Annotated in this window: 15 protein-coding genes; 8 read left to right on the top strand and 7 right to left on the bottom strand. The window is 41.2% G+C overall.

All coding sequences use genetic code 11. The features are described from left to right. Positions 1 to 11: 11 nt before the first annotated feature. Positions 12 to 1,772: a hypothetical protein gene (locus QNM16_RS06965; protein WP_284019820.1), complete on the bottom strand. Its 1,761-nt coding sequence runs from the start codon at positions 1,770 to 1,772 to the stop codon at positions 12 to 14. Between the two features lie 682 nt (positions 1,773 to 2,454). Next, the gene (locus QNM16_RS06960; RefSeq protein ID WP_284019819.1) at positions 2,455 to 2,589 is read right to left on the bottom strand and encodes a hypothetical protein; all 135 of its coding nucleotides are present in this window, start codon (positions 2,587 to 2,589) and stop codon (positions 2,455 to 2,457) included. Between the two features lie 524 nt (positions 2,590 to 3,113). Here QNM16_RS06960 and QNM16_RS06955 point away from each other — a divergent pair. The 3 genes from QNM16_RS06955 to QNM16_RS06945 all read left to right on the top strand — a co-directional run bounded on the left by QNM16_RS06955 (position 3,114) and on the right by QNM16_RS06945 (position 4,590). Next, positions 3,114 to 3,728, top strand: coding sequence for a DsbA family protein (locus QNM16_RS06955; RefSeq protein WP_284019818.1), 615 nt, complete (start codon positions 3,114 to 3,116; stop codon positions 3,726 to 3,728). 5 nt (positions 3,729 to 3,733) lie between these two features. Next, on the top strand, positions 3,734 to 4,117 hold the full coding sequence (locus QNM16_RS06950; protein WP_284019817.1) for a DUF7674 family protein: 384 nt from the start codon (positions 3,734 to 3,736) through the stop codon (positions 4,115 to 4,117). Between the two features lie 299 nt (positions 4,118 to 4,416). Then, a complete protein-coding gene (locus QNM16_RS06945) occupies positions 4,417 to 4,590 on the top strand; it encodes a hypothetical protein (RefSeq protein WP_284019816.1) in 174 nt (57 codons plus the stop codon). Positions 4,591 to 4,636: 46 nt separating this feature from the next. On the opposite strand, the gene QNM16_RS06940 is transcribed toward QNM16_RS06945, so the two are convergent. Further along, entirely contained in the window at positions 4,637 to 5,806 is a 1,170-nt protein-coding gene (locus QNM16_RS06940) for a MerR family transcriptional regulator (protein WP_284019815.1), read from the bottom strand. A 139-nt stretch (positions 5,807 to 5,945) separates the two neighbouring features. After that, complete coding sequence (locus QNM16_RS06935; protein ID WP_284019814.1) at positions 5,946 to 9,317, bottom strand: methyl-accepting chemotaxis protein; 3,372 nt, start codon at positions 9,315 to 9,317, stop codon at positions 5,946 to 5,948. A 377-nt stretch (positions 9,318 to 9,694) separates the two neighbouring features. Between QNM16_RS06935 and QNM16_RS06930 the strand changes: the two genes are divergently transcribed. The 4 genes from QNM16_RS06930 to QNM16_RS06915 are packed head-to-tail and all read left to right on the top strand — an operon-like array spanning position 9,695 to position 11,817. Further along, positions 9,695 to 10,165 (top strand): GNAT family N-acetyltransferase, encoded by a 471-nt coding sequence (locus QNM16_RS06930; RefSeq protein ID WP_284019813.1) that lies wholly within the window; start codon positions 9,695 to 9,697, stop codon positions 10,163 to 10,165. Further along, a complete protein-coding gene (locus QNM16_RS06925) occupies positions 10,162 to 10,764 on the top strand; it encodes a Crp/Fnr family transcriptional regulator (protein ID WP_284019812.1) in 603 nt (200 codons plus the stop codon). Before QNM16_RS06930 ends, QNM16_RS06925 begins: the two co-directional genes overlap by 4 nt. Positions 10,765 to 10,822: 58 nt before the next feature. Then, a complete protein-coding gene (locus QNM16_RS06920; protein ID WP_284019811.1) occupies positions 10,823 to 11,269 on the top strand; it encodes a methyltransferase family protein in 447 nt (148 codons plus the stop codon). 29 nt (positions 11,270 to 11,298) lie between these two features. Next, complete coding sequence (locus QNM16_RS06915; RefSeq protein ID WP_284019810.1) at positions 11,299 to 11,817, top strand: GNAT family N-acetyltransferase; 519 nt, start codon at positions 11,299 to 11,301, stop codon at positions 11,815 to 11,817. Positions 11,818 to 11,967: 150 nt separating this feature from the next. Here QNM16_RS06915 and QNM16_RS06910 read toward each other — a convergent pair whose 3' ends face one another. After that, positions 11,968 to 12,132 carry a hypothetical protein gene (locus QNM16_RS06910; RefSeq protein ID WP_284019809.1) on the bottom strand — a complete coding sequence of 55 codons (165 nt, stop codon included), beginning with the start codon at positions 12,130 to 12,132 and terminating at the stop codon, positions 11,968 to 11,970. A 263-nt stretch (positions 12,133 to 12,395) separates the two neighbouring features. Beyond that, positions 12,396 to 12,563, bottom strand: a complete 168-nt coding sequence (locus tag QNM16_RS06905) for a hypothetical protein (protein ID WP_160290448.1) — start codon at positions 12,561 to 12,563, stop codon at positions 12,396 to 12,398. A gap of 387 nt (positions 12,564 to 12,950) precedes the next feature. Between QNM16_RS06905 and QNM16_RS06900 the strand changes: the two genes are divergently transcribed. Beyond that, positions 12,951 to 13,454: an RNA methyltransferase gene (locus QNM16_RS06900; RefSeq protein ID WP_237135827.1), complete on the top strand. Its 504-nt coding sequence runs from the start codon at positions 12,951 to 12,953 to the stop codon at positions 13,452 to 13,454. A 63-nt stretch (positions 13,455 to 13,517) separates the two neighbouring features. Here the strand turns inward: QNM16_RS06900 and katG are convergent, their stop codons facing one another. Beyond that, positions 13,518 to 15,731, bottom strand: a complete 2,214-nt coding sequence (gene katG / locus QNM16_RS06895; protein ID WP_284019807.1) for a catalase/peroxidase HPI — start codon at positions 15,729 to 15,731, stop codon at positions 13,518 to 13,520. Between the last annotated feature and the right edge of the window lie 156 nt (positions 15,732 to 15,887).

Raw genomic sequence — 15,887 nt, 5'->3', positions numbered from 1 at the left:
ACTTGCATTGATTATTTACTTTCTGCGTTTTCCTCTTGCTCTAACTGGGCGGCCAGTGCATCAAATTGTTCTTGCATTCGAGCTATGTCAATATCAACTTTAACTTCCCAGCTATAACCCAAGTCTGATGTACTTACTACTTGGCCTTGTTCGCATAGGAAAAATAAGGTTGAACCTTGCGTTAGCTCAGATAACTGAGTCTGGCAATTTGGTAGCAAGTAGCCATGTGGAGTCCATTGTTTTTGATCATTTGCGGCTGAAAGATCTGCTGTTGTAATGCGGAGATTGCTTTTGCTATAAATACCTTTTTTATAGCGACTAATAGAAGCGACTTGTTTATTTGGTAGAAGAGCTGGAAGGCTTGCGTATATCTTTGGGTCTCCATTCACTTGCAAAGTTCGCTCAACGTTTTGCCAGCTTTTTCCGTAATCAACAGATATGACTTGATCACCGTATCCTGACCATTGACTAGATTCCACGGCTATTAGTTCACCGGTTTTTAGTTGAGCAAAGTTTTTATATTTTTGGTGCGGTTTAGATTGCCAAGAGTTGGATATTTGATCGTGTAAATAGATTGCTTTATCGTTGATGACTCTCAAGTTTCCCTGTTCATCAAAAAATGTGAATAACCCACCATTTTGTCTCAGGCCAGTTTTATTATCTTTTTTATCGAGATAGCCGATATTTTGCCATTCTGATAACACTTCGCTAAAGCGATAGATTGTATGTCTTTTTTCAGAGCTTGTAATAGCGTAGCCAAATTGACCTGAGCTGCCTAACCAGACAAATGCTTCTCTTGCAGAAACTGGATAGTTTTCTTGCCATTGGCCGTTGATAGATTTGCTAAATAGAATACCTCGTTCACTACCAACTAGAAATTGATTTTTAAACACTGTACTTGACGTCAATTGCGATGTTGTAGGTAAAGAGTCAGTTGTTAAGTCACCATTTTCATTAATCATGTGCAACAGCCCAAATCGTGCAGCCAATATGTTGTTTTTGCTATTTTGTAGTGAAATAGCACGTTCACCGTACGCATTGGACATAGATAGGTTACTCAGCTCTTCTCTTATTGGAGCATAGGGGTCATGCTGCCATGAATTTACGTGTGAAAAATTTAATTCATTTACCAGCTTAGGGTGGTGGTGTTTAACGAATGGCGCGAGATCTGTATTGCTCGTGATTCTAGTTACATATGCACGTTGCTTAGATTTATTATGCCAAAAAGAGGGTTCTTCGAAATTTAAAAGAGGCTGAAAAACGAGTGTGCCTAAATCTGTTAGGGCTGATGCCTCTACGTTGAACACGCCAGCTTGCCTGTATACAGGCATAGTAATCCATGATTCAACATTACCGTCAAAACGGGAGCTATAAAGGGTTGCGATAGCATATTCGCCTGCGGGTATTGCTCCAACGAACACTTGGCTTGAAAGTGTGCCTTTAGGGTTTACTTTTAAACTATAATACTCGTGCTGCCATTCAACTTCGTCAGGATCAAATGATACTTTTTTTCTTTTTGCCTCTTCACGAGCATTTGCGATTGCCGATTGTTTGCGTTGCTCTGTATTATCTAATCTGATGACAATCACTCTTTTCCAATTGAGGTGCAGTGGAGATAGGTGTGAAGTGTTGTTAATTAGTTCAACAGCAACAACACCATGGTCGGTTTTTAATGATATTTCTTCATTTAGTTGTGTATCATGTATTGTAAGTGTCGATCTACAAGCCGATATGAGGGATATAATCGCAAGTACTAAAATGACTTTTGACATTTTATAATTCATTCCTTGTTATTTTTCACTTATTAATTTTATATATTAATATTTTTAATTTATATTGATGGTTTTTTGCTCTGTCAGTATTGGTAGGGTCATGCTGTGCGTAAATTTACAGTGATTAAAAATCACGTTTTTCAATTCTTTTAAAGGTTGAAATCAATAAAAAATGAAAATTATAACTCGGCTTGGAAAAATGTCACCTAAAGACGTATTAACGGACGAGAGCATAATGAATCAGGAAAATCACTTTTAAAGTGTTATATCCAGCACAATTAGACTTTGACAAAATTTTAAAGGTAGTAGCACATTACACATTATGCCACGTCAGGTTATTTGGCAACATTAAGATTGCTTTGTAAACTCTTGGGGAACTAGATGTCCAATGAAAAACATGTGAAGTTGCTAAGCAGAATATTGGTTTATAGTAAGAAGTGATTATAATTTATATTTCAATATTGAACTGATCTATTTGTCGAAAAACATTCAAGGTGTTGAACAGCTCATAAAAGGTAAGATTAAACACTAAATTTTAAAGCGTATTTTAAAAAAGTTGACTAAGGCAGTTTTAAAGGTTTGTAAGTGTTTTTAAATTGTAAATGAGTATTTAGTTAAAGCCATTACCTGACTTTAACTATTATAAAAATCTAACGCATTAAAACTTAATTCATCTGCTAGATTAGTTTAATGCGTGACAAGATAACTGTCCTGAGTTTCTAGTGCTGTGGCCACCTGCAATTTTATGTGTTTCTGAATTAGCAAGCTGCTTTGAGTTTTTTGATAGGTTTTTAATGTTAATTTTAACTAGTTTCATTTTAAACTTTCCTTTTTTAACCTCCTCCCGCAGGAGGTTTATTAAAATTTAATCGTTACCCTTTCAGTTGTCAATGATTTATTATCAATATTGTTGTTTTTTGTATAATTTTATTAATTTTTTTCTTTGGTTTGTTTTTTTGTTTTTCATATCTAATGCTTTGTGAATTTTATGGGGTTTTTATGAAAATTTTAATTTTAAATAATGCTACTAGAAACGTTTTTAGTGTGATTCTGGACAGCACCGTATGTGCCATTCGCTCTGAACTTGTTGAGGTTATATCTTAGTAAAAAAGGATGCTTTTCTAAGTGCATGTTTAATAATATAAAGACTCTTAATTTATATATGCTAGGGTTTTCTACTCTCTAAAGTTTACTGTAATTTCCCAAAAGTTAGCAGGTCGTTAGTTTTAATCTCGAACCTAGTTTTTATGTGTAAATTTCTTATGTGGCGGCCTGAAACGTTGGTAGGTAAGATGATTTAAGTTATATTTTCAAACTTCAACTTTTACCTGTAGAGAAAACATGCAATTTTTATATGTCGCTGATCCTATGTGTGCTTGGTGTTACGCATTTCAACCTGAGTTAGACTCATTTTTAAGCCAATATCCGAGTATCCGAGTTGATTGGGTAATGGGCGGATTGGCTCCGGATAATACAGAGCCGATGGAGCAAAGTTTAAGAGACACAATCGCTTCATATTGGTACCAAATAGAACAAAGAACGCAAGTATCGTTTAATCATGATTATTGGCACCAAAACACGCCTTATCGTTCTACTTATCAAGCTTGTCGCGCTGTGATTGTGGCGCAAACTTTGAAAGAAAATGGTGCAGAAGCAATGTCAAAGGCGATTCAATCGGCCTATTATCAACAAGCATCAAACCCGTCATTAGATGCGACTTTGGCAGCATGCGCGGTGTCTATTGGACTAGACGAAGCGCAGTTTTTATCTTCACTTAATGCACAAGATACACAAGCGCAGCTGCAGCAACATTTGGCGCTAACCCGCCAGTTACAAGTAGGCGGGTTTCCTGCATTGTTTTATGTGACTGATGAAAACCATGCCTATGCACTGACTTTAGGGTATTGCCAAGCAAGTGAGCTTTCTGAGCGGTTTACTAAAATACACCAAGCATAATCACAATGAGCGTGTTAGACATGTATTCAGACTTCAGGTGCCGTTTTGCTGAAGTTACCCAAAAGGCAGATCAAGCACACTTAAAGTTATGGGGTGATCTTGACCCTGAATATGCGTATTCTTGGTTTGAAAGTGTCGCTAAAGCAATTAACATTGAGATGAACAAGGGGACACCCTCAGCGCATTATATAGATGTTTTTAAGTACTTTGAGACACAATATAAATGTGGAATTGATGAGGTAAAAGACTGTATTGATGTATCTTTTACAGAAAATCTATTTTGGCAAGTCAGTGTGGTAAACGCACAAGGTTACTGGCATGTGTTACCGGAATTATTGAAAACGCTTTATATCGATTTTCATGATAATTTTCCTATTTATAATAGTTAGTGACAGCCACTTAATTTTCAGCTTTTATCTTGTTACTTTCTTGCTTATAACATTACTTTAACTTTTGTTCATTAAGTTGGAGTGTCTCTAAAATGGAGACTAATAATTAAAATTTAAGGACAAAAAATGAAAAACTATATTAAGGTATTATCGGTAAGTGCGTTAATGTTTGCAGCTCAGTCTCAAGCTGCAACTATTTTAACTGTTCTGGTTATTTAAAAAACGTTTTTTCAATTGGCAATAACGCGTATGAAGTACGTTATTCACGCTATTCTGATGGCGGTTTTGAGCTAGAGCCTTTGATCATTTATCCAGAGCAAACTTATTTGCTAGGCCCTGTGCTAGAAGCAATTCGTCAATCAAAAAACAATCAAGTAAAATATACACTAGTTATAGAAAACCGCGATAGCGGCGACAGAAGATGTCACGATGGTGAGAGCAATAACGCATTATTGGCGATCACTAAATATTAATTCTGTTTTGTAAAAAGGCGCATTGAGCGCCTTTATCGGTGTCGTGTTAGATCTTTTGCAAAATAAACATGTGGTAGCCAAATTCATTGGCATACTCAGTACACACATCGACTTCTTTTTGAATATCTTGCAGTGCGGTGGAATCTGCCATTGTGTCTTTGAGTTCAATGACGCGTTCATGCAAAGGTCCGTAATAGTTTTGCCACGCTTGAGCACTTTGTGGGAAATGCGCTAGGACTTTGTACCCAAGTGTGGATATTTGCGCCAATCTCGATTCAACTGGTTGCATATCAGGATACTCTTTAGCCCAAAAGTCTTGCGGCTGATCACTTGGCTTTGCTGTGTGCCATACCATGTCACTAAAAACTAACACACCGTCACGGTTGAGCATCGCGCTCCATTGCTTTAAAGCATTTTGTACGCCCATGATATAGGCGCTGCCTTCTGACCAAATAAGGTCAATGCTTTGCGTGTTGAAACTCAGTTCAGTCATACTTGCGCATTTAGTTTGTAACCTGTGGCTCAGCCCTTGCTGAGTAAAGCTTTGGGTCAGTGCATCAAGTGCGCTTTGTTCGTTGTCTACGGCAATAATATTGGCTTTAGTATGTGCTGCTAGTAACTGAGTCGCATAGCCTTTTCCACAGCCTATGTCAGCAATTAATTGTGGAGAAAAGGGAACAAATGACAGCGCTTTAAGTGTATCTTCCTCGCTACCCGGTGCCCAGCGCACAAGAGGAGAAAAAACGCGCATAAAATCAGCCATATATTTTTCATGTTCATTCATATCTTTTGATAACCATTTTAATCTGAGGGCTTCTTTTTCATTAAAGCCTTGTTGTATTAACCAATTTAAGTGTGCATCGGGCGCAATTGCATTGAGCTCTTCATGCCAAGAGTGCTGCGGCACATCACCTAACATTGCTGATAGCAAATCACGAGCTTGCTGTTTTTGTGAAATTTCCTCGTCTAATACAGACAGCCGCTTACGTAGAAGTTGAGGATCGATTTTGCTATCAAGGCATGCCTTACATTCTTTTATGGTAAGCCCGCCTGCGAGCAACTTTTGTATGAGTCGTACCCGTTGCACATCCTTCTCAAGATAGACTCGGTAGCCATTGCTTTGGCGCTTTCCTGTAATGAGCTGCTGCTTTTCATAGTAGAGTAGTGCCGTGCGAGACAGCCCAACGCGCTTTGCGAGTTCTGATATTTTGTACATGAACGTCACTCAATAAAATTAATGAGTACAGACTTTAAAGTATAAAGAGATAGACAGGTCAAGCTCGATTATAAAAGTGAAGGAAAAAGGTGAGAGGCAAGAAAAAGGGGCGAGTGCCCCTTGGTTTTTACGCTATCAATTAGGACGCTAAAGTCCTAAGCCCGGTACCTCTTTGCTCTATGGTAAAGAAATCCATTGTGCTATTCATACTATTAGCTTGATCTGCCATAGACTGGCCAGCGGCTGTTGCTTGCTCAACCAATGCTGCGTTCTGCTGCGTCATTTCATCCATTTGAGTCACAGCACTGTTCACTTGCACTATGCCCTCAGATTGTTGTCGTGAAGATTCCGCGAGATCTTGCATCATGACACGCACTTTCGAGGTCGCCTCGACGATTTCCAACAGTGTTTCACCAGACTTGTTGACTAATGAGGTACCTTCTTCGACTTTAGTTTGGCTATCACGAATTAGATCTTTGATTTCTTTTGCCGCTTCAGAGGAGCGCTGTGCTAGGTTTCTAACTTCCCCTGCGACGACGGCAAATCCACGCCCTTGTTCGCCCGCTCTGGCTGCTTCAACCGCAGCATTTAAGGCCAATAAATTAGTTTGGAAGGCAATCTCGTCTATCACCCCGATGATCTCAGAGATCTCTTTACTTGAATCACTGATCTCTTTCATGGCGGTAACGGCCATATTGACGATTTGGCCGCCTTGCTCTGCACGACGCTCTGCATCAAGTGACAACTCATTGGCATTTTCAGCGCGTTTACTACTTTGTTTCACACTGTCTGTCATAGCATCCATACTGGCTGAGGTTTCTTCGAGGCTAGACGCTTGTTCTTCCGTGCGTTGACTCAAGTCCATATTGCCTTGCGCGATTTCATTGGCGCTTTGGGAAATACTGCCTGCAGATGAGCGAATGCTAGAAATAATTTCCGTTAGTCTATCTGCGGTTGCATTCGTATCTTCTTTGAGTTTGCCAAACTTACCTTGGTATTCATTGGTGATGCGGGTTGTGAGATCGCCATGGGCCAGCGCGCCTAGCGTTTGCATCACATCATCGAGTGCGACTTCAACGGTACCTAGTAAGTCATTTAGACCTTGGCTTAAGTTGCCAAAGAAACCTGACTTTCCTGTTGGGTCAATTTTCTTACTTAAGTCACCTTGAGAAGCTGCTTGAACAATGTCGTCAATTTCCTTCTCTATGTTCACCTCAGCAGTACGGTCTACCCATTCCAACACGGTACCAATGCGCTTGCCATCCACTTCAATCGGGTTGGCTGTGAGGGCAAACACTTTATTGCCTATGTGCTCTACACTGCGGTGGGTATCATCTAAGTTTTCAAATACCAGCTTTTGTTGCTCTGGTTCTAAATAAAAGTTATGAATTGCAAAACCCATTAAGTTCGTGCTTTCAAAAGCACCGACATGCTGTTTGATATCTTGCTCGGACTCAAACATCATATTTTGTAGGGCATTATTGGCATAAATAACATTTAGATCAGGGTCGGCTATCATCACATTTCCAGATACGCTGTCGAGTGCATATTTCACCCGTGCGTTTTCAGAAGCAACTCGTGATTTTTCCCGCTCAAGTGCGAGCCACTGGGTTTTATCTTGCCACTCAAGCACGGTCCCCACGCGCTCACCATCTACCTTGACGGGGCTGGCAACAACATTAAATGTACGTCCTGCAATCACAAATTCACTTTGATGGCTGGTTGTAAGGCCGTCAAATTCAGCAAGTAGGTTGGTAAAATGAGAGAAGTAATAATCTAACGCGTTGTGTTTAATATTTGCTGAGTTAAAGTCTGTGAGCTCCCGCGTTACGTCAGCTGATGCTTCTTTAAACATTTGCTCTAATGCGCCATTAAGATAAATCACTTTGTAGTTATCATCGGTGATCATCACTTGACCAGATGAGCCATCCAGCGCGTATTTTACGCGGGCATTTTCCGATGCGACCCGCGCTTTTTCTGCTTCATTGGCTAACCATTGTGTTTTGTCTTCCCACTCGTAAACTAAGCCAACCGTTTTTCCTTCTACAACAACGGGGCTTGCAACCACTGCAAACGTTCGACCTGCAATTTTTAGCTCATTAGCGTAGCTGTCACTAAGACCCTTTGCTTTTTGTTCGAATTCAGCGAAATCAGGAAGTGATTGGCTAAGCGACTGGTTTAGTAAACCTTTGCTATCGAAGTGGGCATGCACAGTACAGATATCACTGCTTGCATTATCGAACATGGCGTAAATGGCATCATTTAGGTAAATAACTTGGTTTTGGATATTGGTGATCATCACACACGCACTGGCGTTATCCAGTGCACTTTTGATACGCGCATTGGTACTGGCGATACGTTTTTCTTCTTTTTCCTTTTCTCGTATTTGGCGAAGACTATCACGCATACCCATCATAGATTTAAACACGCCTTTTGGCGCACGTTCATCATATTGCTCATCTAAGTCGCCACGGGCAATTGCCCGAGCAACATTTTCTAGCTCGCTTGGGTCTTTACCAAGCTGAGCCATTACATTTCGAGTCAGAATAAAGACGATACAGCCACTGAGCAGCAGGGCAACTGCAAATGTCATCATAATATTGGTCACTGCTGACTCATTGGCTTCTTTGAGCATTGGCCCTAGCTTGTCTTGGTCTGTTTTAACAGAGAGTTTTAAATCATCAACCAGTTTGGCAAATCGAGGTCCAAGCACATCAAGGGTATTTGTTACTTTATCATTGCGATCTACGATGATGTCATGCACGCTGAGGTAAGCTTGTTTATAGTCTGCTTCAAGTGCGCGGACTTGTGCGATCAATTCACGATTTGCCGCGGTGTTGGTGAGCTGTTCAATTAAATCCATTTGCTGCTCAAACGCACTGAATTCTTGTTTGACTCTCTGGTCTGCGCTTTCGTCATTACTTTCTAAGTATTTAATGACATAAAGGCGGCCAAGTAACAGGTTACGCATCGCAACCCCCGTCAAATAAGCAAGTTGTGTGTCGTTACTTTCTGATGCACTGAACATCAGCTTGGTAAGCTCCCGCTCCATTTGTGGGCCAATGACGTTGAGTTTATTAAACACCAAGTCGTTGCGTTGGACCCGATAGTCTTTTATCAGGTCAAACGTCTCATTGTAAGTTGCTATTTTTGTGGTGAGTTGTTTCACCATTTCTGCACGTTCGGGTTTGTTAATTTCTCGCGTTGCATCTTTGAGTAAGGTCTCGACCTGCGTGAAATACTCATTATATTGGCGAATGTCTTTATCACTGCCAGTCAACAAAAAGTCTTTCACATTCATACGCACCATTAGCATATTGGACTGCAAAATGCCTGCTAGGTTACTATCACGAGCTAACTCTCGATAATCTTTAAATCCATCTGAGGCCATTTTTAAGGCAAAGTAAGAAATAAAACCAATCACGGCAAGCGTGATCATCACAGCCGAAAACGCAGCAATCAGCTTTGCGCGCAATGTAGAAAAAAGAGTAAGTTGCTTGGATTTAGTCATATTCAAATTCCCTTAGTCCGCAGGTGATGCGAGAAATAGAAAAAGTCCTGAGAACAAGTATAGAAGCTAAATCGCAATGCGTTTTATTATTAGCAATTGAAGTTGAATAGCATCTCAAATGTGGTGTCAAAACTTGGCTATGGATAGTCAAATTACGTATTTAATAACAATTGGTTGAGTTTAAATTTGGTAGACTTTACTACTCTGTGAGAGGTGAGGTTTTACGTGTAAATAAATGCACTTTTATACTCTTAGAAAGCGGAATTTAAGTACAAAAGCACATTAACAGTAATGATGTTACGACAGAATACTGGTATTTAAGTAAGGTGTATGATATTCAATCATGGAGATGTTTTTGTTTTAGGAGCAAACATACTGTGGACATCAATATAACGATAAGAAAAGCACATGATGAAGAGATCCACTGGGTTAATGAGCAGTATCAACGCGTGGGGTTTAAACTATCAAGCTTCGAAACGGATCTAGTCGCCATAGCCTTAATTGACGGGCAAAAAGTTGGATTAGGCCGTATTCAAAAAATCACCGACTATGATGCAGAGCTTGGTGGCATCTATGTCAGCTCCGATTTTAGAGGAGTAGGGATTGCAGCTAAGTTAGTCACCTTTTTAGTAGAAAACACGGCACAATATCGACAGGTATATTGCTTGCCATTTGAACATCTTGCTGCGTTTTATGAAAAGTTTGGTTTTGAACCCGTCTCAGATAATATGAGTGAGGTGCCAGATCTGGTGCTCAGCAAGCATCATTGGTGTAATGAGATTTATGACCAGACGACATTGCTATTTGTAAAACATAACACTGACTTTATTAAGCGAAGTGCTTCATGAGTAATAAAGACAGCTCTGAAAATAAAGCGCGTTTATTACATTTTCTAAGGGAGGTAGCCCCTTTTGATGAAAGAGAAATCACAGCTTATATTGATGTATTTGAGTTTAAAAACTATCAGCCAAAATCGCATATTTTTGTAAGTCAGGACATTGTCAAAGACGTGCATTTTTTGCTTTCTGGCTTTGGACGTTATTACTATATCGATATTGATGGCAAAGAGTTTAATAAGTCTTTGGTTAAACCCGGTGGCGCTTTTACCAGTATTGGTTCATTGATAACGTACTCTCCGAGTCCTTTTTATGCTCAAGCATTAAGTGAGTGTGAAATTGCATCCATTTCTTATCAAGATTTGATTAGATTTTCTGAGCAAAACAGCCAATGGAGTACCTTTGTTCGAAAGCTGTATGAACGATTAGCATTGAAAAAAGAAAGGCGAGAGGCCAGCTTGTTACTGCTTGATGCACAGCAACGATATGAGCAGTTTTTAGATGAGTTTGGTAAAGACAGTGAGCTAATCGCGCTGAATCAAATCGCCATGTATTTGGGTATCACCGATGTGAGCTTATCTCGCATACGCAAAAAAATGGGCTTAACATAAGTTAAGGTAAAGATATCACGCACTCAGTAAAGTCATGTTTTATTTGAGGAGCGAATATATGCAAAAACTCTTGCCACCCTTTTTATATCTTATCACCCTGATCAGCATGGCGTTATTGTGTTGGTCCTTAGATGTGAACCATCTTATAGTTTACCCCTATAACTTGGTTGGTTTGCCCTTTGTGTTAGCTGGATTGCTACTGGCAGCAGGTGCTAAAAAAACCTTTGTCCATGTCGGGACTAACGTGATGACTTTTTCTGAACCGGGAAAGCTAGTTACTCACGGCGCGTTTAAATTCTCCCGCAACCCTATGTATTTGGGTTTTGCGGTCTCTTTGCTCGGGGCTGCGTTATTATTTGGAGCTGGAATTGTCAGTTTAGTATGCTGGCTCGGATTTATTGCCATCACTGATCGTTGGTATATCCGTTTTGAAGAGCGGGCAATGCGAGAGAAGTTTGGTTCAGAGTATGCGCAATACTGTTGCCAAGTGAGACGCTGGATATAATGAATAAATAGAGGAAAGGGAGCTAAGTAGTGCTCCTAAATATCATGAATCAAGATGTAACATTGAGAACACTTAAGCCATCAGACGATGTGTATCTAGTTAACTATTTAAATGACTCCGAGGTGACTCGATATTTGTCTGATAGACTGCCTGCGCCTTATACTTTGCAAGATGCAAAGTGGTGGTTGGGTATTGGGAGTCGTCAAAATGCACTGAATTATGCGATTGAATCACATGGTCAATTTTGTGGTGTGATTGGGGCTTATTTACCCGATAAATCTTCAGCAGAGCAGTGTGCTGAGCTGGGATATTGGCTCGCTAAAGATTTTTGGGGAAATGGCATTGCCACTCGGGCTGTGGCGCTTTTCATTGATAAAGTTTTTAAGCAAACTCAGGTAACATCGTTATTCAATCCCGTTTCGGCGCCCAACATAGCGTCAATCAGAGTGATGGAAAAAGCGGGGTTTTGCTTAAATCAGATAACGCAAAATACAGCTGTGCATCAAGGCGTGAGATTCGACGAACATGTTTATGTACTCAAGCGATAACAGACCTCACACTTATCACTGCTAAATGAAACTATGTTGCTCCTTGCTCGATGAGAACATTCAAAGTTCAATAACAAGCTGGAAACGTATTAAAAAACGGCACGTAAAGCCGTTTGTGGGTCAAAAAACAAGGATAAAGATAAGGCTTTTTTAACTCAAGCAGGCAGAGCCACCTGTACATGCAAAGTTAGACTTGCAAGCAGAACGAGTCTCTATGACCGGCATGCCACCAGCAACATTGGGTGTTAAGTTGCTATCGATGATTTGTGTATGAATAAGGTTTTTAATTTTATTTTTCTTCATTTTCAGCTTCATGATTAATTTCCTTTATTTAACGGGATGCAAGGTTCACCTTTTATTGGCAACTCTTAACCTAGCAAATTCTGACAAGGAAAAACTTTAGGTTAGCTTTTGACTACCTTTGGATTGTCTGCTGAATTTTGTATTTTCCTTAACATTATCTTTGATGCAAACAGCCATCACGCTTGTTGAGTGAGGCGTTTAATGAATTGAGGCGACCCTGAGCTCAAAGATCGCCAACGGTACTGAATTTGTGGCCGCAAATTCAGGCATTCTGATTAATCAGTGAGACACGCTTGTGGGTGAGTGCATGCCCATATTGAGCGACATGGTTCGCGTGTCTCTACTTGTTTCATACCACCAGCAACGTGCGGCGTTGCTTCTAGTCCTAAAGAAGGCTTGCTAGAAAGGTTCTTAATTTTACTTTTTTTGATAGTTAATTTCATTGTTATCTCCTTGATTGTACTGAATTGTACCTTTTCAAAATTAGCCAATCTCGAATGCAGATTCAATGCAAATACATGAACTGTTACATTCATATTTGTCGATGAACAACATTGTGATTGTTGGCCTTAGTTGATGTTTTATGAGGGGTAACTGATGTTTTTATGGCATGGTTTAATTATTTGTTTTATATGCTTTGTTTCTTGTTGAAAAACCAATAAGTTCTTAGACGTGTTGGCGAGAGTTAATGGAATCGTACATGTTACAAATTATTGCCAATTTACGTAAATTGACGTTTTTCATCTGAGTGGCACAAAATTTCGCACATGGTACAATCGCCCGTCGAATTTTTTGGTAGTTGTACTGCCTATACATTAAGAGTGAATAATATGAGTGAGTCATTTGCAGCGATAGGCTTGGTGAACCCTAAGTCGCCAACCAATGTTGGTGGTGTGTTACGTGCTGCTGGGTGCTATGGAGCACAGGCGGTGTATTTCAACGGTAACCGCTATGCAAAAGCTGCAAAATATCACACAGACACAAAAAATGTTGCTGAGAATATCCCAATCCAACAAGTCGATGACCTAGTGAGCTTAAAAGTATCAGGGCGCGCTTTGGTGTGCGTTGAACTGGTAGAAGGCGCGACGCCATTACCGCATTTTGCTCATCCTGAGAACGCGCTGTATGTGTTTGGTCCTGAGGATGGCAGTTTGCCACAAGATATTGTTGATGCTGCTGATGCGGTTGTATACGTGCCGACAACTGGATGCATGAATTTGGCTGCCACTGTGAATGTACTTTTGTACGATCGTATGGCCAAGCGTGCGACTAATTTTGATGCGGCGCAGATTTTAACAAGCCGAGATACAAATAATCGCTTAATCGTTGGGTAGAGCGTCCAGAGGGCGATGACATTCGAATGAGCGAAAGCCGCGATTAAACGCGGCTTTTGTGTTTTACATCAAGTCAAAGCGGTCTAAGTGCATCACTTTGACCCAGACTTTGATAAAGTCATCGGCAAACTTTTGCTTGGCATCATCGGATGCATACACTTCTGCTATGGCTCTGAGCTCTGAATTTGAGCCAAAAATAAGGTCAACCGCGCTTGCTTGCCATTGCTGTTTTCCTGTCTTTCGGTCATAACCCAAGTACATACCCGGTTGTGTGTCTGACTTTTTCCACTGCGTGCGCATGTCTAGCAGGTTGACAAAAAAGGCATTGTCTAAGCTGCCCGGAGTATGCGTCAGTACGCCAGTGTTTGAGTTATCCGTATTTGTTTCCAGCACGCGCATACCACCCAGTAGCACCGTCATCTCAGGAACCGATAACCCAAGCATATTTGCTTTATCTACCAACATTTTTGTTGGCGACATAAAGGCAGAGTCATGGTAGTAGTTTCTAAACGCGTCGGCTTTAGGCTCTAAAAAGCTGAATGATTTAACGTCTGTTTGTGCCTGAGAAGCATCGGTGCGCCCTGGGCTAAATGGCACTGTTTTTGGCATATTTGCATTTCTAAGTGCACCTTCAATACCCGTTTTACCGGCAAGTACAATGACATCGGCCAGAGATACTTGACGTTTTGAGCGTTTGTTAAATTGCGCTTTAACTTGCTCAAGCTTTGTGAGCACTTGTTTAAGCTGGCGTGGATTATTTACCGTCCAGTTATTTTGTGGAGCGAGTCGGATCCGCGCGCCATTCGCGCCGCCCCGCATATCTGTGACACGGTGACTTGATGCAGCTGCCCATGCAGTTTCAATTAAATCAGCGTTATTGAGGCCTGTGCGCTTGATTGCAACTTGTAGTGTCTTGATGTCACTTTGTGTGATTTTTTTACCGCTATGTTTAGGAATAGGGTCTTGCCATGTCAGTACTTCGCTTGGTATTTCATTGCCAAGGTAGCGTGCTCTTGGACCCATATCTCTGTGCGTGAGCTTAAACCAAGCCTTGGCAAATGCCAGTTCGTACTCTTTAGGATCTGCGCGGAATCGCTCTACAATTTTACGAAAAGCAGGATCCTCTTTGAGTGCAAGATCAGTGGTAAACATAATCGGTGCACTGCGTTTCCCTTTGATATGGGCATCAGGTACTAAATTGGCGGCTGCTGGGTTATCTGGGATCCATTGTATTGCGCCTGCTGGGCTTTTGGTTTGCACCCAATTAAAATTCATTAGGTTGTCTAAGTAGTTTGTAGACCAACGAGTTGGTGTGACTGTCCACGCACCTTCTAAGCCACTGGTACTGGTATCAGCGCCTTTGCCAGTGCCGCATTTGTTTTTCCAGCCAAAGCCCAGCTGTTCAGTTGGCGCAGCTGCAGGCTCCTTACCAACACATTTGCTAGGTTTTTTTGCACCATGGGCTTTTCCGAAGGTGTGGCCACCTGCGATGAGCGCTACGATTTCTTCGTCATTCATTGCCATACGGCCAAACGAAAGGCGAATGTCGTCGGCTGCCAATAAGGGATCTGGCTTGCCATGTGGACCTTCTGGATTGACATAGATAAGGCCCATTTCGACCGCCGCAAGTGGGCCTTTGAGTTTGCCTTTTTTATCGCGTCGTTTGTCGGCTAAAAATGTGGTTTCTGGGCCCCAATAGACGAGATCAGGTTCCCAGTCATCGCTTCTACCACCGGCAAAACCGAAGGTTTTAAAGCCCATAGACTCTAATGACACATTGCCAGCCAATACCATTAAGTCAGCCCAAGATAGCTGCTTGCCATATTTTTGCTTAACAGGCCACAATAAGCGTCTGGCTTTATCTAAATTGGCATTATCAGGCCAACTGTTGAGCGGGTTAAAGCGCTGCTGACCGCCAGCAGCACCGCCTCTACCGTCGTGCACGCGGTAGACGCCTGCGCTGTGCCATGCCATCCGGATCATCAATGGCCCGTAGTGTCCCCAATCTGCCGGCCACCAGTCTTGAGAGTCAGTGAGGGTCTTTTCAATGTCGGCTTTAACTTGTGCTAAATCGAGTTTTACAAACTCGGCTCTGTAGTCATAGTCTTTACCATAGGGGTTTGAGTTTATGTCATGTTGTCTAAGCGGGCTGAGATCCAATTGCTCTGGCCACCAGAACTGGTTGGTTTTAATTTGGGTTGCACTGGGCGCTGCAATCGCTGCACTAGACAGTGCCAGTGCGATGCCCGAGGCTAACGTCATCAGTTGAGTACGCATAATTTACTCCAATAGGGTTACTTTAATCAGCTCAATGCTGTCTGAGTGGTGACCTTTTAGAGCCTAAGTAGACGGGTGTTAAATGAAAAATTGAATAATTTAATGATAATTATCAGTTTTTTAGAATGTATAAAAAAAGCACATCAAAAAATGTGT

The organism is Pseudoalteromonas umbrosa (assembly GCF_030125375.1).
GTDB classification, from domain to species: Bacteria; Pseudomonadota; Gammaproteobacteria; order Enterobacterales; family Alteromonadaceae; genus Pseudoalteromonas; species Pseudoalteromonas umbrosa.
Note: the sequence above shows the minus strand (reverse complement) of the source record. Positions and strands in the feature narration are given on the sequence as shown.

Bases quoted from the DNA above. Each gene is read 5' to 3' on its own strand.
- QNM16_RS06965 (WP_284019820.1), bottom strand. From the start codon at position 1,772: ATGTCAAAAGTCATTTTAGTACTTGCGATTATATCCCTCATATCGGCT.
- QNM16_RS06960 (WP_284019819.1), bottom strand. From the start codon at position 2,589: ATGAAACTAGTTAAAATTAACATTAAAAACCTATCAAAAAACTCAAAG.
- QNM16_RS06955 (WP_284019818.1), top strand. From the start codon at position 3,114: ATGCAATTTTTATATGTCGCTGATCCTATGTGTGCTTGGTGTTACGCA.
- QNM16_RS06950 (WP_284019817.1), top strand. From the start codon at position 3,734: ATGAGCGTGTTAGACATGTATTCAGACTTCAGGTGCCGTTTTGCTGAA.
- QNM16_RS06940 (WP_284019815.1), bottom strand. From the start codon at position 5,806: ATGTACAAAATATCAGAACTCGCAAAGCGCGTTGGGCTGTCTCGCACG.
- QNM16_RS06935 (WP_284019814.1), bottom strand. From the start codon at position 9,317: ATGACTAAATCCAAGCAACTTACTCTTTTTTCTACATTGCGCGCAAAG.
- QNM16_RS06925 (WP_284019812.1), top strand. From the start codon at position 10,162: ATGAGTAATAAAGACAGCTCTGAAAATAAAGCGCGTTTATTACATTTT.
- QNM16_RS06920 (WP_284019811.1), top strand. From the start codon at position 10,823: ATGCAAAAACTCTTGCCACCCTTTTTATATCTTATCACCCTGATCAGC.
- QNM16_RS06910 (WP_284019809.1), bottom strand. From the start codon at position 12,132: ATGAAGCTGAAAATGAAGAAAAATAAAATTAAAAACCTTATTCATACA.
- QNM16_RS06905 (WP_160290448.1), bottom strand. From the start codon at position 12,563: ATGAAATTAACTATCAAAAAAAGTAAAATTAAGAACCTTTCTAGCAAG.
- QNM16_RS06900 (WP_237135827.1), top strand. From the start codon at position 12,951: ATGAGTGAGTCATTTGCAGCGATAGGCTTGGTGAACCCTAAGTCGCCA.
- katG (WP_284019807.1), bottom strand. From the start codon at position 15,731: ATGCGTACTCAACTGATGACGTTAGCCTCGGGCATCGCACTGGCACTG.